The following is a 26,657-nucleotide window of genomic DNA, read 5'->3' as shown; positions in this document are numbered from 1 at the left end:
GATAGGTTCCTATTTATCTAAACAATTATTATGACATTTTAATAAAAGTGACTTAGGTAAATATTCGGTCTATGAATATTGTGTAAGATAGATGTGTTACAGCTTATATAGGCAAAGTTATGTTACTGATGAATTTTAAAGAAAGATGGCGTGCTGCAGAACTCAGTAGTGCTATAGAAGTAAGCCTTAAGCCACACTCAGTATGGGTCAGTTCTTCATACCCAAGGAGCTCACTAGAAACCATTTGCAGAAAGATTTCCCTAATGGTTATTAATGACTTTAGACGCGTAGACAATCTACCTAAGCGTTTGAGTGAACAGGAATTAATGTCTATATTTTTCAATAGCTTCAGCATTTTGATCAACAACAGTCTTAATGGTGAAATATTAACGAAAGATGATTACATCATCATCGCGCTAGCCAGAGAGTTTTCTGCATTGGTAGATCAATCACATCAACAAGAACTCATTAATCATGCTGTATCAGTTATTCAATTATCCAATAACTGGGATAAACACATTATAAAATCAAATCAACGCGCCAATATTAGATTTACCGTTTAGCCCCTGCTTTATTAAATATAACTTAAATTTACCTATCATTTCATTAATAACACTTTTCATTATTGTTGTTACACTGCCAAATACATTTATCAACTTTGTTGTTTAAATAAAAATGCCAACCCTAGGGTTGGCATTTAAAATAAGTCTTTAGTCTTAGCTTCTTAATTTAATAAATACTGTTGTTGGCCCTGTACCTAAATCTTCATGGCCATCACCATTTAAACTTGCCCCAGGCAAACTTAATGCTTCAGATTGATCCATCACATCTAACACTTGCACAGGGCAACCGGTAACACAAAATGGTTTATCACCGACATCAAGCCTGTCTTTACACATGTCACATTTAGACAAGATACCACGCTTAGCGTCAAGTTTTGGCGCATCATAAGGACACACCATACGACATGCTCCGCAACCGACACATAGCGTTTCGTCAATATGGACAATGCCATCATCGCGTTTAACCATTGCGCCAACAGGACACTTTTCAACACAAATAGGCTCTTCACAGTGATGACAAGATTGCGATAAAAATACCGCAACTTGCTTACCTAAATGATTGGTTTTTTCACCTTGAGAGATATCTCTTACGGTGACAAATTCATTCGCTTGTCGGCCAGCCTGACATGCCACGGTACAAGCTTCACAGCCAACACAGTTTTCTTGGCGAAATACAAAAACTTTTTGTTCAGTCATTAGAAAGTTCCTTAATGATTATAATTACGCCAGTGCAATATCGACACGGGTTGAGTGGAAGGTAGAACAGTTGTTCATATCAGTTAAATCACAGTTTGCCAGCTGGTTAACTGCGGTATTACTTCCGTTATCATTAAGTTTTTTCCAGGCATTTTTCCAAACAAACAATGTGCCCACAGGTGTCATTGGTTCAACCCTTGCTACATATTGAATTTGTACACTCGGGTTACCATAGCGACTTGCAGTTAACGTCACTTGATCGCCTTCATTAATCCCTTTGCTGCCAGCATCTAAAGGATGAATATAAACAGTATGTTGAGGTAATGTCCCAGCAATATATTTAACATTGGCCCATTGAGAATTACTTAATTTAGGGTGCGCTGGTGATATTAATCTGAACTCACGCGCTTTTTCAGCATCGGTCATCCCTTTATTATCAGCAGCATCGCTTTCAGGGGTGCCGGTATCAATTACTGGATTGAATTTTTCAGGGTCAAAGTACTTGCCGCTGGTGTCTTTAAATTCAATCTTGCCGCTTGGCGTTGGGAAGTCGTAATCTTTACGGAATGGATACGGTACAATTGGGCTATCCCACTTTTGCTCTAATAGCGCATCGTAACTAATATTACCTTTCCAAGTATTACGTAAAATTTCATCAATCGACTCATTGAACTCTGCATCTTCAAAACCCATTGCTTTAGCAAGTTCATTAAAGATGACTGTGTCAGGTTTAGATTCATAAAGTGGCATAATGGCTTGCGCACTATGCTTAGAGTAATAACAATGATAACTATCAATGAGATTTGATTGCTCCATAAAACTAGACGTCGGTAGCAAGTAATCAACATAATCCATGGTATCGGTTTGGAATAAATCAATACCCACTAAGAACAAATCGTCACGCATCAAGCCTTTTTCAATTAGATCAGTGTTAGGGGCAATTGCCATTGGGTTACTTGAATATACAATCATTGCTTTAATTGGATCGCACGGCTCACCAAAAGCAAGTGGACCAATTTGACCGTCTTCATGTTGATAATCTTCAGGTAGTAACGACCTGCCAATCTCATTCATATTGACCGTGTCTCTTACTGCATCTTCAGGTGTTAGATGCGGCGCATTACAATAAGCCCAATCAAACATCCCACCAGCTTGAGTATTAAGATACACAACACCTGCACCCACTTTGCCGATATTACCGGTTAACGCTGCAAGCGTTGGAATGGCTTTAACCATTCGGCCACCATTCAAAGTACGTTGTAAACCATAACCAATGCGGATCATGGCACATTCAGCACCTGCATAAGCTCTTGCAAAGGCTTGATATTCGCTTCTCGAAACACCCGTTTCTTGCTCAATTTGTTCGTGGGTAAACTCTTCCAAACGGGCAACTAGCGCATCATAATCTTGGGTATGGGCTTCAATAAAGTTTGTATCATGCAAACCTTCTTCAATCAGCACTTTACTAATACCCACAACTAAGGTGGCATCGGTACCAGGAGTCGGCTGTAACCAGATATCAGCTTGAGAAGCTAAAGGTGTTCTAGCCGGGTTAACCACTAAAATTTTAGCGCCTTTATCACGGGCTTCATTAATAAATTTAAGGTGGTGAATATTGGTGGCTTGCTCATTGGTACCCCAAGAAACAAAACATTTGGTATTCACATAGTCTTCTGGACTTGGGCCTGAAAACTCACCCAATATAGAGCTCATTCCTGAATAACCGGCACTGGCACAAATATTACGCTCCAAGTTACGGCTACCAATACGGTTAAAGAACCGATTCGGACCCGAGCCTGCACTGATGCCACTATAGCCAGAATAAGAGTAAGGAATGATTGAATTACCACCATGGGTGTTAATAATCTCGTTTAAGCGGCCTGCAATGGCACTATAGGCCTCATCCCATGAAATAGGTTCGAAGCTTGCACCTGGGCCACGTGGTCCTACGCGTTTCATTGGTTGTTGAATACGGTCTGGGCTATACACAGACTGTAAATAGGCATGACCTTTAACACATGGGGTTCCCGCTGTTACAGGGTGTGTAGTATCACCTGTGATTGATATTGCCACATCATCTTTTGTGGTTACCATCAAGCTACATCTATCACCGCAGTTACGTGGACACGTTGTGTGATAAACACCATCTGGAATGCCTTCTTCAGGTGGTACTTCAATTGGTGGTTCTACTACTGGAGGTTCTTCAATATTCTCATCATCACTAGAACACCCCATAATACTGGCAGAAAATGCAAATGCACTACTCCCCTTAAGAAAACTACGTCTATTCATTGCCATGGTATTTCCCTTATTATTTTTTCAATAAAACCATAACAAACACAGCGCTAAGCAAGAACAAACATTGTTAAAAAAACACTTATTACTCAAACAATTAGTAAAATACTGACCTTCATCGCAATTGCAGATATCACAAATAACTATTGCGCATAACGACTAAATTGTTGCATATCAAACCAAGCCGCCTATTTATAAAACATCTAGATAACAGATGTATTTCAAATTGATTTTTTAGCGGGCGATATAGCATGTCTTTAGCGATACAAATATAAAAACCTCGATTAAATATCCGTTTTCTAGATATTGGCCAGTATCGGATAAAAAACAAACGCATTCTAAAAAATGCAATCAACGCATTTAAAATATTTGCCTTAAATAACGCCTCAATATTGAATACGTATGCAACAAATTGCAGCACTTGGTTTAACCGCTCTAGTATGTGAAAGGAAAATTCGAATAATAATATGGAGTCACCATGCTCGAAGTATCATCAAAATTAGTTGATTTACCGTCTATTACGGCATCAACAGCTGCTACCACACCTGTAACTGAAACTAAAACTAAAACTAAAACAAAATATCAGTCGGTTTTTAATCTCAGCGCACTTTCCATATTCATTAGCTGTGTCCTGTCAGGAATAACGCCAGGAGTTCAGGCAAAAACGGTGACAATCAGCTCTCCCAGTAACAACATTACCGTCAGCTTATCTGATGATGCTGATAGACCGGAATATAGCGTCACCTTTAACGGCGAACAGGTAGTAAACGCATCTCGAATGGGTTTGGTTTTTGAGTCTTTGGGAGAATTTGGCAGTGGTTTTAAGATCAGTAAATCTGCCACTGACAGCAATCAATCGCGCTGGCAACAACCTTGGGGCGAACGTGAATGGATTGAAGATCATCACAACAAACTTACCACCAGCTTTAGTAACGGCAATTACAATTTTATCGTAGAATTTAAAGTATTTGATGATGGTTTAGGCTTTAGATATCAAGTGCCAACACAAAAAGGCCTTGCCTCAAAATCCGCCTTAAACATTACCAATGAACTAACTGAGTTTTCAATTCCTGATGCCCATAATGCGACTGCTTGGTGGATACCGGGGCGCGGCTGGAATCGATACGAATACTTATATAACACCACCACGGTAAACAAAGTCGACCGTGCTCATACCCCCTTCACTTATAAACTCGCTTCAGGCACTCATTTAAGTATTCACGAAGCGGCGCTAACAGATTATGCCGCTATGGTATTAGATCAACGCCGTGATGGCACCTTAAAAGCCGACTTAACTCCATGGTCTGATGGCATCTTAGTCAAAACTAAACCTGGATTTACTACCCCATGGCGAACCATTCAAATTGCCGAAAAAGCCACTGGTTTACTCAATTCAGATTTAATCCTTAACTTAAACGAACCTAACAAGCTCGGTGATGTGTCGTGGGTTGAACCAGGTAAGTATGTTGGGATTTGGTGGGGAATGCATCTTAATGAAAATACTTGGGGTTCAGGTGATAAACATGGCGCAACGACCAGCGAAACCAAACGTTACATGGACTTTGCTGCTAAGTACGGCTTTGACGGCGTATTAGTTGAAGGCTGGAATGTCGGCTGGGATGGCAGTTGGTTCCATAATGGCGATGTGTTTAATTTTACCAAGCCATATGATGATTTTGATATTGATGCTGTCAGTGAATATGGCGCTAAACAAAACGTGCGCTTAATTGGTCACCATGAAACCTCAGGTTCTGTAACGAATTACCGTAATCAAATGAGTGATGCTTATGATTTATATAAAAAGCATGGCGTAACTCAAATCAAAACGGGTTATGTGGCAGATGGGGGTGACATCAAGCGTGTTGATGAAAACGGTATTACCCGCCATGAATGGCATGATGGCCAGTTTATGGTGAATGAATACCTGCACAGTATAACCGAAGCCGCAAAGCGTGGCATTAGTATTAATACTCACGAACCCGTTAAAGATACTGGCCTGCGCCGCACCTATCCAAACTGGATTGCCCGAGAAGGCGCCCGCGGCCAAGAATTTAACGCTTGGGGAACTCCGCCCAATAACCCAGAACATACTGCGATTCTGCCTTTTACTCGTATGCTGTCAGGGCCAATGGATTTCACCCCTGGGATATTTAATCTCGCACCAGAAGGCTTAGATGCAGTTAATCGGGTGCAAACAACATTAACTAAGCAATTAGCCTTGTATGTGGTGTTATACAGTCCAATTCAAATGGCGGCGGATTTACCACGTAATTATGTTGAACGCCTTGACGCCTTTCAGTTTATTCAAGATGTCCCCACCGACTGGAGTGAGAGTATTGCGGTTGCTGGTGAAGTCGGTGATTTTGTCGCGTTTGCGCGTAAAGACCGCCGCAGTGATGATTGGTATTTAGGTGCACTCACTGATGAACAAGCCCGCAGTTTTGATGTTGAATTATCATTTTTAGATAATAACCAACAATATGAAGCACAAATATATCGTGATGGCGCTAAAGCGAACTGGGAAACCAACCCATATGATTACGTCATTGAAACGAAAAAAGTAACGTCGAAAGACACCCTCTCACTAGTTTTAGCGAAAAGTGGTGGTACTGCGATTCGTTTTAAAGCCTTAAATTAAAGCCTTTTAAAGCGCTTTAAAGACAAAACACAACAATTTTCCCCCAATAAAACCTGATGTATTGCAATGTTCACTTTTTGTGTTCATTGCCATCAGGTTTTTGTTCATTTACATTGACCTACCAAATATCGGTTAATGCGCTATTTACCCCCTTCCTGTTACAAATATGATCAGCTTTCGTTGTGCATAAATGATGAATACGTATGTAATTGGTTGTGCCTAAATCCGACACAAGGCTAATATGAAACCTGCTAAATTTCTCCTCTGCTTGTGTGGATGAAATGGGCTAGGTCGTTACTGGCGCATCACCTTCATCGGATTGTGTCAGGTTTTAAGTACCTTTTTAACTTCAGCCTTTTTGGAGTTCAAACCAGGTCTTTGGCGAATACCCGTCTTAGGGAGATGTGTATTCGCCATTTTTTTACCTAGTACATTAGCAAACGTAATAATAAGAGTTCAGCCATGAAGTTGAACGACCTATAAAAAGGAAGATACATGTCTACCGATACGATTAGTCAAACATCGACAAATACTCAGCAGTGTCAGCAGCCAGAACTCAACTTTTGGCAAATCTTTAATATGTGCTTTGGATTTTTGGGGATCCAATTCGGTTTTGCACTGCAAAATGCCAATGTCAGCCGTATTTTCCAAACGCTAGGTGCTGAAATTGACGAAATTCCTATTCTTTGGATTGCTGCTCCGCTGACTGGACTCATAGTACAACCCATTATCGGTTATTTGAGTGACAACACCTGGAACGGGCTTGGCCGTCGTCGTCCTTATTTCTTAATTGGCGCAATTTGTACCACGCTGGCGTTATTTGTCATGCCGCACTCTCCTACGCTGTGGATTGCAGCGGGCATGTTGTGGATTATGGATGCATCAATCAATATCGCTATGGAACCGTTTCGTGCTTTCGTTGGTGATAACTTGCCTAAGAGTCAACGTACTCAAGGCTATGCCATGCAAAGCTTCTTTATCGGCATTGGCGCCGTTGTCGCTTCAGCACTACCTTATATCCTCACTAATTACTTTGATGTTGCCAATACAGCCCCAGCGGGTGAAATTGCCGACTCAGTTCGCTATGCCTTCTATTTTGGTGGCGCAGTATTATTCTTAGCTGTGGGTTGGACCATTGTTAGCACCAAAGAATATTCGCCAGAAGAAATCAGTGCCTTCCATGCACATGAACAAACCGCTAAGCAAGAAGACCGTATTGATGAAACTCGCAGCCGCACCGCTACGCAATATAAAACAGCAGCACTGGTTTGGATGACTATTGGTGCGATATTTACTGGGTTAGTTTATGGACTCGGTTGGGACAAACAGTTATTTATTCTTAGTATTGGCATCTTTGCTTTTGGCCCATTACAGCTTTATTGCGCTAAGGTACTTGCTGGGGTCAAGGGTAAAAAACGTGACTCTTTAGGTATGGTATTTAACGTCGTTGATGACTTATTTCATATGCCTAAAGCCATGCATCAACTGGCTATAGTACAATTTTTCTCATGGTTTGCACTCTTCGCCATGTGGATTTATACCACCTCAGCGGTGACCTCTTATCATTACGGCAGCTCTGATGTTGTTTCACAAGCTTATAACGACGGCGCTGACTGGGTCGGGATGTTATTCGCTTCATACAATGGCTTTGCCGCCCTTGCTGCTGTGATGATTCCTTTTTTAGCTAAAGCCGTCGGGATTAAATTTACTCACACCATCAACTTAACACTCGGTGGACTAGGGCTGATTAGCTTTTACTTTATTAAAGACCCACAAATGTTATGGATCCCAATGATTGGTGTCGGCATCGCTTGGGCCTCTATCTTATCCGTACCTTATGCCATGCTATCAGGCATATTACCGCCTAAAAAGATGGGTGTATTTATGGGTATTTTTAACTTCTTTATTGTTATTCCACAGTTACTTGCAGCAAGTGTTTTAGGTGTTATTTTAAATGGCTTATTCGATGGTGAACCCATTTTTGCGCTAATCACTGGTGGGGTATTTATGATTATTGCCGGTATTGCGGTGTTATTTGTCGATCAACCCAGCTCACAAGCTTAAACAGAAAATCAAAAACTCATTAAGTTATAAAAATTATTTAAAAATATTTGGGGAACGTTATTCATGAACGCAATGTTAAATATTAATAACTCACAAACAATTTGTTTTAAAAAGTCATTTGTCGCTAAGGCGATCAATACTGCTGTTGTAACGGGTTCATTACTGGCATTATCAGCCTGCTCTGACGCTGAAGTAGCACCAGAACAAACCATTGAAACAGCGGCTGAGATCACCACCATTAAGCAAGTCGCCCCCGGCGCTCCGGGTATCGATCCAACCTGGGCATTTTCTGGTAAGACTGGTATTGGCACCTCTTATGAGCCTTATGTAAACGGTCAATACCAAAGCACAGCAGACAACCCAGTCAGCAAAGTCTGGTTTTCCATAGCCCAAGGTGTGCTAACAGAAACCATGTATGGCTTGATCCACAATGCGCAGTTAAAAGAAATGCAGTTCATCATTACTGGTGATGGCTTTGTTGATACTGAAAAAGAAGACACCATCAGTAGCATCGAATATTTACATCAAGATGAACAAGGCCGCCCATTATCATTAGCCTATAAAGTGATCAATAAAGCTAAAAATGGTCAGTACCAAATTGAAAAGCATATCTTTACCGATCCAAACCGTGACAGCATGATGATGAAAGTTATCTTTACCGCTTTTGCTGATGGTATTACCCCACACTTATATGCCAATCCACATGTAGATAATAGTGGCGCCAATGATATCGCCAGTATTGAAAATGGCGCGTTAGTGGCATACACCAATAATGCTGACTCATCAGTAATGACCATAAAATCAGATGTCGCCTTCACTCAAGCCAGTGCCGGTTTTGTCGGGAAATCTGATGGATTAGTTGATCTAAAAGACAACGGTCAGCTCAATAACCTCTATAACACCACCAGCAGCGATAAGTCTGTGATTGGCAATGTTGCGCTTACAGCTCAATATCCGACCTTAAGCACAGCAGAAGATAACAATACCCTAGAAATGAACATCGCTATCGGTTTTGGTGATGATAAGCAAAGCAGTTTAGCCAATGTTGATGCCACTCTTGAATCTGGCAATGACAAGGTATTAAGTGCCTACCTTGGCGATGACAAACATGTCGGCTGGAAAGATTACTTAAGTTCGCTACCGGTATTAAACGACATGAGTGCTAATACCACTGATAACGGTCAATTGCTGTATACCAGCGCACTGGTGCTAAAAGCTCAAGAAGATAAAACCCATGCTGGGGCGCTTATAGCTTCATTGTCTAATCCTTGGGGTGACAGTGTATCAGCTAAGGTCGGTAGTACAGGTTATAAAGCGGTTTGGCCACGTGATTTTTATCAGTGCGCCATGGCATTTTTAGCCATGGGTGACACACAAACCCCAAAAGTGGCTTTTGAGTATTTAAAGAAAGTACAAGTCAGCCAACAAACACCTGAATATGTCGGTACACCTGGCTGGTTTTTACAAAAAACCCACGTCGATGGTGAAATTGAATGGGTTGGCGTCCAGCTTGATCAAACAGCAATGCCAATTATGCTTGGTTGGAAATTATGGCAAGCGGGCGTATTAACTGACGCTGAAATTAGTCAATGGTATAGCGACATGCTTAAACCCGCGGCAGATTTTTTAGTCACAGGTGGCAATGTAAAACTAGATTGGAATGACACCAGTATTACTCCGCCAAGTACGCAACAAGAACGCTGGGAAGAACAAGCGGGCTTCTCGCCTTCTACCACTGCCGCTGTGATTGCAGGGCTGGTCGCAGCAAGTGATTTAGCTAAGCTGGCCAAAGATGAAGATGCTGATAAATACCTACAACTGGCGCGTAAGCTAGAAGCCAGTCTTGAATCAACAATGGTGACGACAACGGGTGAGCTTACTCAGGACAATAAACCTTATTATGTTCGAATCAGCCCAAATGGTAACCCAAACAATGCCGACAAGTTATTAGATAACAATGGCAAACCCGGTCTTGATCAAAGAGTCATTCTTGATGGCGGTTTCTTAGAGCTAGTACGTTACGGCGTGAAAGTCGCTAATGACAGTGTGATTCAAAACAGCGTTATGCTAATTGATAACACAAGCCTTGAGCACAACCTAAGAGTTAAGTACGAATTTAAAGCCAAAGATGGCAGTTTAATTCCTGGCTTTAGACGCTATGGTAACGATGGTTATGGCGAAGATATCACTAGCGGTTTAAGTTATGCTGAAAAAGGGAATACTGAAGACCAACGTGGCCGCGTATGGCCTTTCTTTACCGGTGAGCGTGGTCATTATGAACTGGCGTTAGCTAAAGCCAATGACACTCTGACAACTGAAAGCCATCAAGCGCTTATAAACACCTATGTTCAAGGCATGGAAACCTTTGCCAATGAAGGCATGATGTTACCAGAACAAGCTTGGGACGGTGTGGGTAACCCGACGCGTTATAACTACGCGATGGGCGATGGCACCAACTCAGCGACACCACTTGCATGGACACACGCAGAATACGTGAAACTGGTTCGCTCTATGACAGATAAAGCCGTTTGGGACTATTACCCTATCGTGGCTGACAAACTGGCTAAATAACCGCAAAGGTTTACATACATTCAAAAGCCGCAAATAAAATTTGCGGCTTTTTTATGCACTTAGGCCAAAAAAACGTGCTTAATTGTTGGTATGTCTGACTAAAGTAGTTAATACTATTCTCGCAACAAATTGTTGCAAACCAAACAATAAACAAACAAGGTTAAGGAACAACCCATGGATTGGTATATTAAGGTTTTAAAACAATATTTTGATTTTTCAGGACGAGCAAGACGCAAAGAGTATTGGATGTTTGGTCTAATTAATTTAATTTTCTGCATCGTGTTGATGTTAGCGGATCAAGCTCTAGGCACGGTTTTTATATATTCACTATATTCTATCGCTGTTTTAATACCAGGAATTGCTGTTTCTGTAAGACGTCTTCATGATACAGATCGAACTGGTTGGTGGTTATTAATTGGTTTAATTCCACTAGTTGGTATTATCGCTCTTATTGTTTTCTTCTGCTTAGATAGTAAGGAAGACAATGATTATGGCGCCAATCCTAAAGCGGTTAACACTGACGCCTAATATCGAACAACGAGTATGATTACAAAGCTAAGTTAGTAAAAAAAAGCATATTGAATTTCAATATGCTTTTTTATTTGCCATATAGAAACCAAGCTCCTGAAGCTAACTCAATTGCTGTTTTAATTTTAAGCCAGCATTTATGAACAGCAAAGTGACACCACCAGCAATGAGTCCAAATAATGCGTTTAACAAGCTTGGCGTAATAGCTTGTAGTATCACGCCAACATAAGCTAACTCTCCCGCCATTACAGCGATATGGCTAATTTGTTCACCTACGATATGAATCCCATGGGTTAAAATGCCGCCACCCACCATAAACATCGCAATGGTGCCAATAATGGTTAAGCCCTTCATTAGATATGGCGCTGCTGCAAGTAGCAAAAAACCGATTTTGTGCCATATTTTTACTAATGTGCCCTCACCTTTTCTTTGGGTAAGGTAGAGGCCTAGATCATCAATTTTTACTATGCCAGCCACTAAGCCATACACCCCTACAGTCATAATTATTGCTATTATACTTAAGGTTAAAAACTGGCTCATTAAACTACTTTGAGAAACAACACCAAGGCTTATCGCTATAATTTCAGCAGACAGGACAAAGTCAGTTCTAATGGCACCTTGAACCTTCTTCTTTTCAAATGCGGCCAAATCTTGTTTTGATTTTTCAACAATTTGTTCATCTGCCACGGCCACTTTTTTATCTTTACGATGTACATAACTATGGTGCACCTTTTCAAAGCCTTCATAGCATAAAAAGATGCCGCCAAACATCAGTAAAGGGGTGATCGCCCAAGGAATAAAAGCGCTGATGAGTAAAGCGGCCGGGACTAGAATTAATTTGTTTCTAAAAGAGCCTTTGGCTACCGCCCATACCACCGGTAACTCACGCTCTGATGCAACACCAGAAACTTGTTGCGCATTAAGCGCTAAATCATCACCCAATACCCCTGCGGTTTTTCTTGCCGCGACTTTACTCATCGCGGCGACATCATCTAATATTGTTGCAATGTCATCGAGTAAAACTAATAAGCTTGCACCCGCCATAATGGCATCCTTGTCATTTCTACTAATCAGTTAAAAGGCAATTTGCCATAATAGACCAAAGGTATCGAAATCGTTACCTATACGGGTAATAACACCGGTACTGGCATACACTTTAATACTGTGTTGCTGATTTAAAGCCAATGAGTAAGTCAATCCAAAGCGCGAATTATCCTGACTATCATTCGCATCAATACCATTTTTATCCGTTTCACCACCAACAAAATAATTGCCGCTTAACGACAACCATTGGCCACGAGCAATACTGTAAATAATGTGACCTTGAAAAGTATATTGTGGGTCTTTTGAAAGTAAAACCTCATTATAAAATTCATCATTATCACTATAAAAACGAACAGAGCCCATGGCACTGTAATACCAATCGCCTACTTTATAAGAAATACCAATGCCCGGTCTAAATACCCATTGGTTGGCACCAGCATTAATCAGTTTGGTTTCATCATAAGAACCAACAGGAATGCTCAGCTGTAAGCTTGTCCCCATTACGAGTCCTTCACGATATTGCCCAAAGTCTTTTTTTTCAACGGCTGGAGCGCCGTAAAAGTTCCATGTTAGCCGTACATTAGGATCACTATAACCACAACGATCAGCTTCTACAAATTCGCCCAAGTAATTTGCACTGCCTTTCATACAAACTCGTGAAGCAGAAACGTCTAGTTTTGATGAACGGCCCGCAATAGCAAAGCTTGTGGCATAACCCACTACCGCGGCATCAAGTGTGAGCCGGGCATCTTTGAGAGGAACTGAAGGAGATGGCGATAATGCCCCTTCAGAGTGTAAATAACCAAGGGCAACAAAGTGCATGCCAATAGGAATATTGGTGTAACTTCTCGGTTCAAGGTCTTGGGCTTTAATTGATAGTGGAAATAGTAGCAGTACGATGAGTAAGAGGATGAGCAATAGCCAGCTTAATGGCCAGTAAAATAACTGGCGCCAGTAGTGTCGAGTCTCAATGACCAGCAAAAATACACCTTTAAATGTCACATTATTATCCATAATAATTTCAAACCAGTTATGAAATAATAGCTGGTCAAGTGTGAATCCGTCAGTATTTATCTGATTAGCTTTGATCTTGCTCTGCAGTACCACATGATTGACGCACCACTAAATTAGTCGGAATAAGTTGCGGCGCCACTTCTTTCCCTCGAATGAGTTTTAGCAGACTTTCTACCAGGATCTCGCCGGCTAATTTAGTATTTTGCCTAACCGTCGTCAGCGCCGGATTAGCAAAACTCGCCACTGGTATATCATCATAGCCAACCACAACAATATCTTCAGGTACCCTCACACACCGTTGCTTTAAAGCGCGTATCGCACCAATTGCAATTAAATCACTGGCGGCAAAAATAGCGTCAAATGGATGGCCACTATCCAATAAATTAATGGCCGCATCAAAACCTGAGCTTTCAGTGCTAATGGCATCAAACTGAATATTTTTATTGGCTTTAATGCCTACTTTTTTTAATGCATCAACATGGCCTAGATAACGGTCTCTAAATTCTGGGCTATGCTCAGATGCATCACCCAAAAAGGCAATGTTTTGTTTATTTAACGAGATAATATGCTCTGTGGCTATCACCCCACCTTGCTGGTTGTCACAGCCAATTGATAACACTTCTTTGTGGTTAGGCTCTGCGCCCCAAATGACAAAATGGGTATTTTGCTCCAGCAGCTTTTGTAGTTTGTGCCCATAATCCACATAATCGCCATAACCTAATAAAATAATGCCATCGGCTTTATTACTGTCTTCATAATCGGCATGCCAGTCGCTAGAAAGCTGCTGAAAAGATACCAGCAAATCATAACCTTGCTGCGCCGTAGCACGGGTTATAGAGCCTAGCATCGATAAGAAAAATGGATTGATTAACGATTCATCGTTAGTGGGATCTTCACAAATCAATAATGCCAGCGTGTAACTATTTTGAGTACGTAAATTACTGGCGTTTTTATCCACTTTATAGTTAAGTTCTTTCGCAATAGCTTGAATACGTTGCCTTGTTTCAAGATTGACTAAGGGACTATTTCTCAGCGCACGAGAAACAGTCGATTGAGATACACCTGCTTTGTAAGCAATATCAATTGAAGTAGCTTTAGATGTCATATTCGCATCACGCCTTTATTATAGTTTTTTAGGTACTCTGTTATTGTTTATACCTAAAATGACATTAACAATCACCGTTTAATTACTTTTATAAACCTAATTCACTTAACAGATCATCAGCTTCATTTGTAACAGCAACTGCAGCACTTGTTGCTGCCAAATAATCTGCCTGCTTGTTAACACGATTGCCATGGCTTTCAATTAAAGCATCAGGGTCTATATCTTCATCCATGGCAAACTCTTTAAGTTTAATAAACTCCGTTTTATCCATGGCAAATTCAAGATAAAAGATATGATTATCTGCCGTTCTAAAGGTAACTCTTCGAGATACGGCCTCATCTAAATTGGTATCGATTGATATAGTCAGCTCTTTATTGATAGTCAACATTTTAGGCTGGCTTTGACTGATAGAGGTTTGTAATTCCTTAGAAATGGTTTTAATGAAATTACCCAAAATTTGATTCATTAATTCGCCCATCACATTGGCAACATCATCAGATGTATGTGAAATGGCTAGTTCAGATTCAGGCATGCCCATGTTAAGCATGTAGCGACGGTAAATTTCTATAGCCGCTTCTTTGGTAAAATTGATCACCACTAAGCCAGAAAAACCACCATCAAATATAGAAAAACAGCCAAGATCAGGTTTTAAACAGGTGCGAGTGATGTTTTGCACCATACCGGCATGAGTCACTTGACTGTCGCTGGTGCTTGAGAGGACATGGGTTACTGAGTGACATAACTTGAGTAAAATATCATCAGTAGTAACGACTTGCAGAGAATTCATAACAATGTTTGCCTTGTTTTAAAATTGCTTCATTTTAGGCTTATCACTGAACAAATCAAAGCTAAAACATTTTATTAGCAAAAATAAATACCCGCACCAACAAATGCTCAATATAAGCAAATATTTTTAATGGTTTAGATCAATATAATTAAACCTTTCCCCACCTAAAAATGTATCATTTTGTACAAAACCGTTATTAGCTCACAAAAAACCACATAAATTGTTATTTATATAACAATTTATGACAATGTTTTACTCATAAATATTTACCTAAATACATAAGGTCAAAAATGATTTCCTTTTTACGGCAATTAACAATTTTAAAACGCCTTTTTATAATGCTAGGCCTAGCAGCTGTTGGTACTGTCATTTTTGCCAGCTTCTCGATTAATGAGCAGTACAACAATTTATTAAAGCAAAAACATCTACAACTTGATGCACAAGTTTCCACGGCGGTATCGATGCTTGATGCACTGAGCGCTAACAAGCTAACAGTTGATAATGACACTAATGATCATCAAAGATTAGCCGAGCAAGCACTCTCAATTATCAATGATATCCGCTACCTGACAGATGATGCCTATATTGTATTCAACCAAGAAGGCAGCGTAATCAGTTTTCCAGCTAACGAGTCAAATTTGGGCCGCAGCGCAAAGTCATTTATTGCAGCTGATGGCAGCCTGCCCTTTATTGAGTTAATCACTGAAGCTAAAACAAACACAACTGCCCATTTGGATTATCAAGGCAGTGAAGGATATTCGAGTAAAGTTACAACAATTTTGGCTGAAGCGCATTTTTATCCTCAATGGGGCTGGACCATTATCGCTCAAGCAAGCGCCGCTGATGTAAATGAGAGTATGGGCAGTGTGATTATTAATTACTTAATTATTATGTTCATAATCTCCATCCCAATTTTTGGCTTCTTTTTACTGCTTAATGTATCAATCACTTCACCTATTAATGCAGCCATTGCTGCTATGGAAGATATCGCAAAAGGTGAAGGTGATTTATCTAAGCGCTTAAACAACAGTGGTAATGACGAAGTGGCGAAAATGGCCGATGCCTTTAATGCATTCGTCGAAAAAATTTCAACTATGGTGGCCAACTTAAAACCACTAGGTACTGAACTTGATACCGATGCGCAGCAATTATTGGTGGCCGTGGAAGAATCCAACCAAAGCGCGGAGCTAATACACCGCGAAACCCAAAGTGTCGCCACTGCTGTTAACCAAATGTTAGCCACCACTAATGACATGGCACAAAACACCTATCAAGCTGCAGATGGTGCCAACAACGTTAAACAACAAGCGCAGCAGTCTCAGCAGTTTATGCAGCAAACAGTGCATGAAACCCAAATACTGGTGACTGAACTTAAAAATGCTGAAAGCGTTACTCATGATTTAGGTAAATCTTCAGTTGAAATCAGCAGCATTTTAGACACCATTGGCGCCATTGCAGATCAAACCAATTTATTAGCATTAAACGCTGCAATTGAAGCTGCGCGGGCCGGTGAAAATGGTCGCGGTTTTGCTGTAGTTGCCGATGAAGTTCGCGCCCTTGCCACCCGTACCCAAGCCTCTACCAATGAAATTAATAAAATTATTTCTCAGATCCACAATGGCGTTGAACATGTCATAAAAAGTAATACTGAAACCCAGTTGCAATCTGAGCAATTACAAACTAAAGCAATACAATCGCAACAAGCCATGACTGAAATCTTAACCGTGATTGCCAGTATCAGTGATATGAACACGCAACTTGCCAGTGCTACCGAAGAGCAATCACATGTAACCGCCGAAATTAGCCGTAATATCACCACGATTTCAGATCTCACTGAGGTAGCGGTTAAATCCAATGAAACTAATAGCCAAGCCGCGCAGTCATTACAGCACATCAGCCAACATGTGACTCAGACCTTGAGTCAGTTTAAAACATAATTTTTTTTAATTTAAAGCCTAAAAAATACGTAAACCCGCTACTTACATTAGCGGGTTTGCGTTATTATCATTTGTATTATTAATGCTAAGAACGTAACTTCAATGTCCGATAGAATCTATTATGAAAAAACCGTTACCATTATCGCTCCCCATGGCATTCATACGCGACCTGCAGCTTTATTAGTAAAAGCGGCAAAAACCTTTGACTGTGATGTCATTGTCGAATGTAATGGTAAACAGGCCAGTGCCAAAAGTTTGTTTAAATTACAAACCTTAGGATTATATTTAGGTCAATCAGTTAAGGTCTTTGCCGTAGGTGATAAAGCAGAAGAAGCCGTTGAGACAGTGTCTGAATTACTCATCACCTTAAGTTAGTAGGATAAAATTTACAGGAAGTCATATGGCGGTATCAGGTATTGTAGTGTCACCAGGAATAGCATTTGGTAAAGCTATTCATATTAATCTGCACCACTCAAAGGTGGACTACAGATTATTGCCTGTCGCACAAATCCCACAAGAATGTGAAAAAGCCACCAAGGCGATTATCTTCCTAAGTCAATATTTAACTGATTGCCAGCAACACCTTGCCGTAGACAGCGAACACTTTAGCCTGATAGATGCTGACATCATGTTACTGCAAGATGATGATTTGGCCTTAGAACTAAAAAAGTATATCACCCGCTTTCGTTTTTCAGCCGAAGTTTCCATTGAGCGGGTATTTGCTCAACATGCGGATGAACTGGCTCAGCTAGACGACCCTTATATGGCTAATCGCAGTAATGATGTTATTTGCTTAGGCAAAAGGTTGATGGCTGCCGTAAATGGTACCTTGCTGTGGGATGTTTCAAAGTTAACTGAAAATGCCATTTTGCTGGCTGAAGACCTCACCCCTGCTGAATTTGCCACTATTCCACTCAATAAAATTAAAGGCATAGTGCTCAAAACAGGTGGGCTTACCAGCCATACTGCTATTTTAGCCAAGGCGGCCGGTATTCCAGCACTGCTAAGTTGTCAGTTTGACAATTTCAATATAAATGATGGTAGCCCACTTATTTTAGATGGCATTAGTGGTGAATTACACATTAATCCCACTGAATCAATTACCCAGCAACTTCAGCTTAAATCAGCACAAGAAACTCAACGACGCCAAGCACTAAAACAGTATGTGGACCAAGACAGTATCACCCAAGATGGCCATCCTGTGTGCTTACTCGCTAATGTCAGTAGTTTAAATGATGTTAGCCAAATACAAGATGCGGGCGCAGCGGGGATCGGTTTATTCCGCACAGAGTTTTTACTCATGCAAGTGGATAGAGTACCTGATGAAAAACAACAGTTTCATTTATACTGCGATGCGCTGCACAGCTTAAATGGAAAGGTGCTGACCATACGTACCTTCGATATTGGTGCAGATAAAGAAATCCCCTGCCTAAGTCAAGATTATGAAGACAATCCGGCACTGGGCGTACGGGGGATCCGCTACAGTTTGCAACATAAATCGCTATTTAGTACTCAAATTAAAGCAGTGTTACGGGCCGCTAATCATGGCCGAGTTCGGCTATTATTTCCTATGGTCAATCAAATAGAAGAATTAGAGCAAGCATTTGAAATCATAGACTGGTGTAAGCAGCAATTAATTGAAGAGGAAAAAGGCTTTGGTGAGATTAATATCGGCATCATGGTTGAAACACCTGCTGCAATATTAAATTTACCCCACCTATTGCCTAAGTTAGACTTTATCAGTATTGGTAGTAATGATTTAACCCAATACACCCTTGCTGCAGATCGAGGTAACCCTGAGCTGGTTAAGGATTATCCCCCCGTATCACCTGCAATGATCAAATTTATCAAAATGGCGGTGGATGAGTGTAAAGCGCATCAAACCAAAGTCTGCTTATGCGGAGAATTGGCCAGCGAACCCAAACTCATTAGCCTACTGGTGGGTTTAGGCATTGATGAGTTAAGCGTTAACAGTGCCAGTTTATTGGATGTAAAAGCCACTATTTGTAACGGCAATTACGCCCAGTTTACTCAACAAGCTGAGCAAGCATTAACCTTAAGTCATATTAACCAGCTCAACGAATTGTTAAATTAATAACAGCGATAGCGATGTGTTATCGTTAACTATTTTAAACATCGAAATAATCATAATAAAAGAGGCTGCATGTAATGGGATTTTTAAGCCGTATACGCAGATTAATATCAGGGCAACCGACCTTAACTGGTGGGATCAAAGTCTACGCGCCAATTTCTGGCGAGCTAGTTGATATCGAGAAAGTACCGGATGTAGTTTTTGCCGAAAAAATTGTCGGCGATGGTCTTGCAATTAACCCAACAGGAAAATTCATCCTAGCGCCGATTGACGGCACCATAGGTAAAATTTTTGAAACAAACCACGCATTCAGTATTGAGTCACACCAAGGACTCGAGCTATTTGTGCATTTTGGAGTCGGCACGGTCGAATTGCGCGGTAATGGCTTTAAACGACTCGCAGAAGAAGGCCAACAAGTTAAAGTTGGCGAACCCATTTTAGAATTTGATTTAGACTATCTAACCGATCAAGTTGAAAGCCTGTTAACCCCTGTAGTGCTCGCTAACATGGAAGATGTGCAATATTTAGATAAAGCCCAAGGCGCAGTAATTGCTGGGAAAGACGTAATATTTACCGTTGAATTATAACGTTAGCAGCAACATAATGACTATCACACCACCATACTGGGAAATCAAACAAAAATGAGTAGTAGTGTTATTTTCGGAATAAAGAATTGCGATACCGTACGTAAAGCCCGTAAGTGGTTAGAAGCAGAAAACCAACCTTTTAGCTTTCACGATTTTAGAGAACAAGGTATCGATGCCAAAACCATTACTCAGTGGACTGAATTAACCGACTGGGAATTATTATTCAATAAACGCAGCACCAGTTTTCGCGCCTTAACTGATGCCCAAAAAGACGGCATAGATAAACAAAAGGCCATCAGCTTGATGGTTGAACACCCAACCTTGATTAAGCGTCCTGTCCTTATTCAAAATAATAAGATCCTTATTGGCTTTAAAGCTGCAGATTATCAAGCGTGGTTTAACTAATGACTCAAGACGTATTAGCATTAACCAAAGAGTTAATCTCACGCCCTTCTGTGACTCCATTAGATGAAGGTTGTCAAACCTTAATGGCTGAGCGCCTTGAAGCTGCTGGGTTTAACATTGAACCTATGGTATTTGAAGACACCACAAATATGTGGGCAAGACGGGGCACCGAAGCGCCTGTTTTTTGTTTTGCTGGTCACACTGATGTGGTGCCCGCGGGCGATTTAAATAAATGGCACACCCCGCCTTTTGAACCTACGGTTATAGATGACTATATTCATGGCCGCGGCGCCGCAGATATGAAAGGTTCACTGGCAGCGATGACTATTGCTACCGAACGTTTTGTGGCTAAGCATCCCGATCATAAAGGCTCTATTGCATTTTTAATCACCAGTGACGAAGAAGGCCCATTTATCAATGGCACCACTCGCGTTATTGATACCCTTGAAGCTCGCAATGAAAAAATCACCTGGTCATTGGTTGGCGAGCCTTCATCGACCCATAAGTTAGGTGATATTGTAAAAAATGGCCGTCGAGGCAGCTTAACCGGTAATCTTACCGTTCATGGCATTCAAGGCCATGTTGCCTACCCGCACCTTGCAGATAACCCAATCCATAAAGCCTCACCCGCATTAGCTGAGCTTGCGCAAATGCATTGGGATAATGGCAATGAGTTCTTTCCACCAACCAGCTTTCAAATAGCCAATATTAATGGTGGTACGGGTGCGTCCAATGTCATTCCAGGTGAACTAGAGGTGATGTTTAACTTCAGGTATTCAACAGAAGTCACTGCTGAGGAACTAATTAAACGCGTGCTCAACATCTTAGATGCCCATGGATTAAATTATGAAATTGACTGGGTGTTTAACGGCCTGCCTTTTCTAACCGGCGGCGGACCCTTGCTTGAAGCCACTAAAGCCGCGATTTTAGAAGTCACTGGTTATGAAACCGATCCTCAAACAACAGGTGGCACCTCTGATGGACGCTTTATTGCACCAACAGGCGCACAGGTTATCGAGTTAGGTCCGGTAAATGCGACCATTCATAAGGTCAATGAATGCGTGAAAGTCTCAGATTTAGAAGTCTTAGCCCTATGCTATGAGTCTATATTGGAAAAGCTTTTGTGCTAAATGTTGATATCAGCAATCCAGCCCTTTATGGGCTGGACGAATCACAACTTGTCACTGTACAAGGGCATTTACTGACTCAAAAAACCGCTGAGGCATTTGGCCAAATGCAGCAACACGCAGTCCTTGATGGTATTGCCATTGAGCTTTGTTCGGCTCACCGCAATTTTGCTAAACAAGCCGCAATTTGGAACGCGAAAGCCCAAGGGAAACGGATTCTTTTAGACCTCAACAACCAAGTATTGGATTGTCAAAACCTCACTGACGATCAACTTGTTGATGCGATTTTAAATTGGTCTGCCCTACCCGGCGCATCACGCCATCACTGGGGGACTGACATTGATGTCTATGATGGCAATAACATAAATCGGCAACAACTAAAATTAATTAGTGACGAATACTTGATTGATGGCCCTTGCGGCGCCCTTTCAGTATGGTTGCAACATCATGCTCAACAATATGGGTTTTATTTACCTTATCAAGCCGGGCGCAGCGGCGTGAGTCCAGAACCTTGGCATTTAAGCTATTTTCCTGAATCTAGCCTTTATTTAGCCCAATACGATCGCAAAAGCCTCAAACAACTGTTGTCTAATTCTAATATCTCATTAAAATCAGCGCTGATAAATCGACTCGATGAATTAGTTGACCGCTATGTGTATTTTATTGCAGATGCGCCGAAGTGATTTTAAGCCTGTTAAATCAGTATCAAACACTAGATCTGATGAATTTATCATAGTATCCGCAGATTATTTTTATATTGTTAACCTTTATTGAGACCATTCATGCCTAATCAAAGCCAGACCTTTGCTATTAATGAACAACCGCTACATTTTATTGATCAAGGCCAAGGTCCTGTCATCTTGTTTATCCACGGCTTCCTCAGTGATTGTCAACAATGGCAGCCGCAAATAGAATTATTTAGCCTATCTCATCGCTGTATTGCGGTTGATTTATGGGCTCACGGTCAATCAGGTGCACTACCTAGTGGCACCACATCTTTGGTCACTGTCGCTCAGCATTGCTTATCCTTATTAGCCCATTTAAATATTGATCAGTGTATGGTTATTGGTAATGGTTGCGGCAGCGCTATTGCAGCAGAAATGGTCTTAGCCCAACCTAAAACGATTTCAAAATTGGTCCTAGCCAACAGTTTTATTGGCTTTGAACCACAGGTTAATAGTGCCAAATACCAATTATGGATTGATGAGCTTTGCGCAGCTAAACAGTGCAGTGAAGCACTCGCCGATACGATAAGCAGCCAGTTTTTTGCTGCAACCGATGATTCTCAAACATTAATGGCTAACTTTAACCAACAGCTAATGGGGTTATCAGCTCAACGCATTGAACAACTTGCCTTGTTTGCGCCGTTAGTATTTTATAAACGTGACAGCTTAGAATTAGCAGAGCAATTCACCCTGCCATGTTTAATCCTCGTTGGCTCACAAAATAAACTGCGAACGCCGCTAGAAGCCTATTTAATGCAAGACTGTATTAGCGCCAGTAAACAGCTGCAGATCAGTAACGCTGGTCACATGTGTAATCAAGAACAGGCAGACGAATTCAACCAGCTTTTACACGCTTTTTTATAAAGCCTAAAACAACTAATGTTACTGCTAATAAGCTGCACGACTTGATTAAAAGTTATAATAATTACGCATTTTCATCACCTTATATAGATTAAACAGTACATTGCAATATACTGATATAATAATAAAAATTTATAGTGCAACCAGTACTCCTGTTTGTCCGAGTAAACTTAAAAACGGTTATAAAGCATAAATGAAATTATTAAAGCCTCTTTTTGACAATAATCGCCGCTGGGCTGAACGCATTAGTAAGGAAGATCCTGAATTTTTTGCCCAGCTTGCCCAACAGCAAAATCCTGAATATTTATGGATCGGTTGCTCTGATAGCCGCGTACCTTCAAATCAAATTATCGACTTGATGCCTGGCGAAGTATTTGTGCACCGTAATATTGCTAATATGGTGATCCATACCGACCTTAATTGCTTATCTGTCATTCAATACGCTGTGGAAGTGCTCAAAGTAAAACATATTATGGTTGTGGGGCATTATGGCTGTGGCGGTGTAAAAGCGGCTATGAGCAAAGAGCGTTTAGGCTTGATTGATAACTGGTTAGGTCATATTCGTGATATTTACCGCATACACAACAAAAACCTAGAACAACTTAGCCCACAACAACGTTTTGACCGCTTGTGCGAGCTAAACGTTATGGAACAAGTTGCCAATGTCACCAGCACAACGATTGTTCAAGATGCATGGGACAGAGGCCAAGAAATTGCCATTCACGGCTGGATATATGGCATTAATAACGGACTACTTACAGATTTAGATGTCACGGTAAATAGTGAGCATGCCAATAATGCGCTGTAAAAATGTTGATATGGCCAACGAACCATCTCTGCAGATCAGATAATCTTTACAGAGATTAAACTAAATAGGTAACAACCAAATGCTGACTAAGCTAATTGGTTGTATATAATAAAGCATAAGTTACATTCGGGCTCAGTAGCCCCTTTGTTTAGCGTTTCAGATAAGTAGGATATTGATGAAAGTTACTCTTTTAATCCCAGCAAGATATGGCTCAAGTCGTTTTCCAGGTAAACCACTGGCACACATTAACGGCAAACCAATGATACAGCATGTGTGTGAACGTGCGGCACTCGCTAAAGGGTTAGATAATATCTACGTTGCTACTGATGATGTTCGCATAAAAGACACGGTTGAGTCTTTTGGTGGTCAAGTAGTCATGACCAGCTCTGATGCGGCTTCTGGTACTGATCGCATCAATGAGGCCATTGATATACTTGGATTGGACGACAGTGATTTAGTGATTAATGTACAAGGGGATCAACCGTTAATTGACCCTATTTCAATTGAACAAATGATCAGCTTATTTGAACGCCACCCAGGCGAATTCGAAATGGCGACATTAGGTTATAAAATTGATAAAGACAAAGATATTGATGACCCTATGCAAGTAAAAGTGGTTTTTGATAACGAGTTTAATGCCCTGTACTTTTCACGTTCTCGTATTCCTTTTTGCCGTGATAATGACAGTGAGGATTACGCGGTATACAAGCATATCGGCATTTATGCTTACACCAGTAAATTTGTTAAAGCGTTTGCTAAATTGCCCCTCGGTCGCTTAGAGAACCTTGAAAAACTTGAACAGTTACGAGCCCTTGAATATGGCCATAAGATAAAAATCGCCATCAGCGCTTTCAACTCACCAGAAGTTGATACCCCTGAAGATATCCGTAAATGTGAACAACGCTTAGCTGTTGATTAATCAGCAACTTAATGGTCAAAACACCAGTTAAGGATTATCATGAACGATTTAGAAGTTTGGCTTATTATCATTTTAGTCGTCGGTATTATTGCCAGTAATTTAGCGGTATTAAAATATAGCGCTAAGTTTAAAATGCCGCAGTTTGGTGAGCCAAAAACTAAAACTGATAAAGCTGCTGAGGACGAATCAGTAAAAGATCTTAATACCGACCAAGCGCCAACGGATAAGGGTGATAACGACAAGTAACTCAAGTAATTCAAGTAACTACCGGCTTAAATACCTTATGATGCATCAGGTATGACTCATAGGCTTCAGCCCTGGTAAATTAGCCTGACTTGATCGAAAAAAATAAAAAAGCGAATGACACTGTTTATATGCAGTAGTCATTCGCTTTTTGTAGTTTTCTCTAAATTTATACAAACTATGCCAGTTGAATTAGAGCAGTAGCTTGGCTCAGTTTTAACAAGTTTTGAGTGTCTATTTAGGATTTTGAAACAGACGAAGTCTCTTTATCTAAAGCTAAACTGTTGTTTTGATTACTACTGTTAGGCCAAGCATTAATCACCGCTTTTACCAGTGACGCTAATGGAATTGCAAAGAATACCCCCCACACGCCCCATAAGCCGCCAAAAACCAACACCGCGGCAATAATCATCACTGGGTGTAAATCCACTGCATCAGAAAATAATATTGGCACCAACACATTACCATCAAGGGCTTGGATTATCCCGTAGCCAATCATCACATAACCAAATTCAGGGCTTACGCCCCACTGCACAAAGGCCACTAACGCTATGGGTAATGTCACCAGTGTCGCGCCAACATAGGGGATCAATACGGATAAACCCGTTAGCACCCCTAACAATGCTGAGTAACGCAGTCCCATAATGGCAAAAAATACGTAGCTCACAGTACCAATGATGACAATCTCAATCACTTTTCCGCGAATGTAATTGAAAATTTGTTGGTCCATTTCAAACCAAACTTTACGAGCTAAATCACGATTATTAGGAAAAAAACGTTTACTGCTTTTCAGTAACTGATCTTTATCTTTTAAGAAGAAAAACACCAATAACGGCACTAGAATCACGTATACCATCAATACCAGTAGCGAGGCAGAGTAACCTAAAAGTTGTTTGCCTATATCAAATAAATGCTGGGTATCAACTAACTTTTTTAGCTCTATTACCATGGCATCAATTTGTTCAATACTGACATATTGAGGGTAATCAACCGTTAATGCCTTAAGTGACTGCATCCCGGTATCAATCATTACCGGTAAGTCCGTGGCTAAGGCTACCCCTTGACGCCATAAACTGGGAACAAGCCCGAATGCGACCAAGACCATTATGCCGATAAACAACACTAAGATTAACGACGCGCCCACGGTGCGATTAATACCAAACTTAGCTATTTGTGCCACCGGCCATTCAAGTAAAAATGCCAAAATTAAGGCAACTAATAAGGGAGCAAGTAAGCCACCAGCAAAATAAATTAATAGCCCGATCCCTAATAATATAAATAATAATGTAATTGCATGTGGATCACTAAAGCGCGCTTTGTACCAATCACTTAAAAATGAAAGCATTTTGTTCCTTAAACAGTGTCACGGAAGACTTAATCATATTAAGAGTTAACCAATCTTAAGTCAGCCAAATTATTCAGTTAAATTGTTACCTTTCGTAACCATAAAAGACTGTGAATGGGGACTTTCATCAGTTATTTTAAGTTGATAGCCCATTTTTTTTATAAACTGCGGAACATCTCGACGTGAACCAGAGTCAGAGATACTGAAACATAGCGATTCACCTAGTTTAAGTTTCTTTAATGCCAACTTGATTTGTACCAAAGGATAAGGGCATTGATAAGCTGTTAAATCAATTAATTTCAT

General features: G+C 40.7%; 24 protein-coding genes. 16 read left to right on the top strand and 8 right to left on the bottom strand.

The window, feature by feature from the left end:
* The first annotated feature begins 119 nt into the window (after positions 1-119).
* A complete protein-coding gene (locus Q4557_RS12745; RefSeq protein WP_303413125.1) occupies positions 120-563 on the top strand; it encodes a hypothetical protein in 444 nt (147 codons plus the stop codon).
* Positions 564-716: 153 nt separating this feature from the next.
* Here Q4557_RS12745 and Q4557_RS12740 read toward each other — a convergent pair whose 3' ends face one another.
* Entirely contained in the window at positions 717-1,259 is a 543-nt protein-coding gene (locus Q4557_RS12740; protein ID WP_303413124.1) for a 4Fe-4S dicluster domain-containing protein, read from the bottom strand.
* 24 nt (positions 1,260-1,283) lie between these two features.
* The gene (locus Q4557_RS12735; RefSeq protein ID WP_303413123.1) at positions 1,284-3,557 is read right to left on the bottom strand and encodes a molybdopterin-dependent oxidoreductase; all 2,274 of its coding nucleotides are present in this window, start codon (positions 3,555-3,557) and stop codon (positions 1,284-1,286) included.
* A gap of 475 nt (positions 3,558-4,032) precedes the next feature.
* Here Q4557_RS12735 and Q4557_RS12730 point away from each other — a divergent pair, with 475 nt between their 5' ends.
* The 4 genes from Q4557_RS12730 (at position 4,033) to Q4557_RS12715 (ending at position 11,355) form a co-directional block, all read left to right on the top strand.
* The gene (locus tag Q4557_RS12730) at positions 4,033-6,192 is read left to right on the top strand and encodes a glycoside hydrolase family 97 protein (protein ID WP_303413122.1); all 2,160 of its coding nucleotides are present in this window, start codon (positions 4,033-4,035) and stop codon (positions 6,190-6,192) included.
* A 495-nt stretch (positions 6,193-6,687) separates the two neighbouring features.
* Entirely contained in the window at positions 6,688-8,256 is a 1,569-nt protein-coding gene (locus Q4557_RS12725) for an MFS transporter (RefSeq protein ID WP_303413121.1), read from the top strand.
* 72 nt (positions 8,257-8,328) lie between these two features.
* Complete coding sequence (locus tag Q4557_RS12720) at positions 8,329-10,827, top strand: glycoside hydrolase family 15 protein (protein WP_303413183.1); 2,499 nt, start codon at positions 8,329-8,331, stop codon at positions 10,825-10,827.
* 174 nt (positions 10,828-11,001) lie between these two features.
* Positions 11,002-11,355: a DUF805 domain-containing protein gene (locus tag Q4557_RS12715; RefSeq protein WP_102437350.1), complete on the top strand. Its 354-nt coding sequence runs from the start codon at positions 11,002-11,004 to the stop codon at positions 11,353-11,355.
* 102 nt (positions 11,356-11,457) lie between these two features.
* Here the strand turns inward: Q4557_RS12715 and Q4557_RS12710 are convergent, their stop codons facing one another.
* The 4 genes from Q4557_RS12710 to Q4557_RS12695 all read right to left on the bottom strand — a co-directional run bounded on the left by Q4557_RS12710 (position 11,458) and on the right by Q4557_RS12695 (position 15,305).
* Positions 11,458-12,399: a DUF808 domain-containing protein gene (locus Q4557_RS12710; RefSeq protein WP_303413119.1), complete on the bottom strand. Its 942-nt coding sequence runs from the start codon at positions 12,397-12,399 to the stop codon at positions 11,458-11,460.
* Between the two features lie 30 nt (positions 12,400-12,429).
* Positions 12,430-13,401: a transporter gene (locus Q4557_RS12705; RefSeq protein ID WP_303413117.1), complete on the bottom strand. Its 972-nt coding sequence runs from the start codon at positions 13,399-13,401 to the stop codon at positions 12,430-12,432.
* A gap of 76 nt (positions 13,402-13,477) precedes the next feature.
* On the bottom strand, positions 13,478-14,518 hold the full coding sequence (locus tag Q4557_RS12700; protein ID WP_102476632.1) for a LacI family DNA-binding transcriptional regulator: 1,041 nt from the start codon (positions 14,516-14,518) through the stop codon (positions 13,478-13,480).
* A gap of 88 nt (positions 14,519-14,606) precedes the next feature.
* On the bottom strand, positions 14,607-15,305 hold the full coding sequence (locus Q4557_RS12695) for a DUF3334 family protein (RefSeq protein ID WP_102437345.1): 699 nt from the start codon (positions 15,303-15,305) through the stop codon (positions 14,607-14,609).
* Between the two features lie 290 nt (positions 15,306-15,595).
* Here Q4557_RS12695 and Q4557_RS12690 point away from each other — a divergent pair, with 290 nt between their 5' ends.
* From Q4557_RS12690 to Q4557_RS12640, 11 genes are all read left to right on the top strand, one after another.
* Positions 15,596-17,242 carry a methyl-accepting chemotaxis protein gene (locus tag Q4557_RS12690; RefSeq protein WP_303413113.1) on the top strand — a complete coding sequence of 549 codons (1,647 nt, stop codon included), beginning with the start codon at positions 15,596-15,598 and terminating at the stop codon, positions 17,240-17,242.
* Between the two features lie 102 nt (positions 17,243-17,344).
* The gene (locus tag Q4557_RS12685; RefSeq protein WP_102437341.1) at positions 17,345-17,617 is read left to right on the top strand and encodes an HPr family phosphocarrier protein; all 273 of its coding nucleotides are present in this window, start codon (positions 17,345-17,347) and stop codon (positions 17,615-17,617) included.
* A gap of 25 nt (positions 17,618-17,642) precedes the next feature.
* Complete coding sequence (gene ptsP, locus Q4557_RS12680; protein ID WP_303413109.1) at positions 17,643-19,337, top strand: phosphoenolpyruvate--protein phosphotransferase; 1,695 nt, start codon at positions 17,643-17,645, stop codon at positions 19,335-19,337.
* A gap of 74 nt (positions 19,338-19,411) precedes the next feature.
* Positions 19,412-19,921 (top strand): PTS glucose transporter subunit IIA, encoded by a 510-nt coding sequence (crr, locus tag Q4557_RS12675; protein WP_102437337.1) that lies wholly within the window; start codon positions 19,412-19,414, stop codon positions 19,919-19,921.
* A gap of 54 nt (positions 19,922-19,975) precedes the next feature.
* The gene (locus Q4557_RS12670) at positions 19,976-20,326 is read left to right on the top strand and encodes an arsenate reductase (RefSeq protein WP_102437335.1); all 351 of its coding nucleotides are present in this window, start codon (positions 19,976-19,978) and stop codon (positions 20,324-20,326) included.
* Positions 20,326-21,456 carry a succinyl-diaminopimelate desuccinylase gene (dapE, locus tag Q4557_RS12665; protein WP_102437333.1) on the top strand — a complete coding sequence of 377 codons (1,131 nt, stop codon included), beginning with the start codon at positions 20,326-20,328 and terminating at the stop codon, positions 21,454-21,456. The genes Q4557_RS12670 and dapE overlap by 1 nt, the downstream gene beginning before the upstream one ends.
* A complete protein-coding gene (locus Q4557_RS12660; RefSeq protein ID WP_303413103.1) occupies positions 21,450-22,136 on the top strand; it encodes a M15 family metallopeptidase in 687 nt (228 codons plus the stop codon). The genes dapE and Q4557_RS12660 overlap by 7 nt, the downstream gene beginning before the upstream one ends.
* A gap of 99 nt (positions 22,137-22,235) precedes the next feature.
* The gene (locus Q4557_RS12655; RefSeq protein WP_303413101.1) at positions 22,236-23,042 is read left to right on the top strand and encodes an alpha/beta fold hydrolase; all 807 of its coding nucleotides are present in this window, start codon (positions 22,236-22,238) and stop codon (positions 23,040-23,042) included.
* A gap of 190 nt (positions 23,043-23,232) precedes the next feature.
* Positions 23,233-23,847 (top strand): carbonate dehydratase, encoded by a 615-nt coding sequence (can, locus tag Q4557_RS12650; RefSeq protein ID WP_102437329.1) that lies wholly within the window; start codon positions 23,233-23,235, stop codon positions 23,845-23,847.
* Positions 23,848-24,022: 175 nt separating this feature from the next.
* Positions 24,023-24,766: a 3-deoxy-manno-octulosonate cytidylyltransferase gene (kdsB, locus tag Q4557_RS12645; protein ID WP_102437327.1), complete on the top strand. Its 744-nt coding sequence runs from the start codon at positions 24,023-24,025 to the stop codon at positions 24,764-24,766.
* Positions 24,767-24,805: 39 nt separating this feature from the next.
* On the top strand, positions 24,806-25,012 hold the full coding sequence (locus tag Q4557_RS12640; RefSeq protein ID WP_102437325.1) for a DUF2897 family protein: 207 nt from the start codon (positions 24,806-24,808) through the stop codon (positions 25,010-25,012).
* Between the two features lie 235 nt (positions 25,013-25,247).
* Here Q4557_RS12640 and Q4557_RS12635 read toward each other — a convergent pair whose 3' ends face one another.
* Together Q4557_RS12635 and Q4557_RS12630 are read right to left on the bottom strand one after the other, a co-directional pair.
* Entirely contained in the window at positions 25,248-26,354 is a 1,107-nt protein-coding gene (locus Q4557_RS12635; protein WP_303413100.1) for an AI-2E family transporter, read from the bottom strand.
* Positions 26,355-26,423: 69 nt separating this feature from the next.
* Positions 26,424-26,657, bottom strand: a complete 234-nt coding sequence (locus Q4557_RS12630) for a sulfurtransferase TusA family protein (protein WP_303413099.1) — start codon at positions 26,655-26,657, stop codon at positions 26,424-26,426.

It is taken from the genome of Shewanella sp. 5_MG-2023 (assembly GCF_030547465.1).
GTDB lineage: Bacteria > Pseudomonadota > Gammaproteobacteria > Enterobacterales > Shewanellaceae > Shewanella.
The sequence above is the reverse complement of the archived record's forward strand: the minus strand, read 5'-3'. Positions and strand labels throughout refer to the sequence as shown.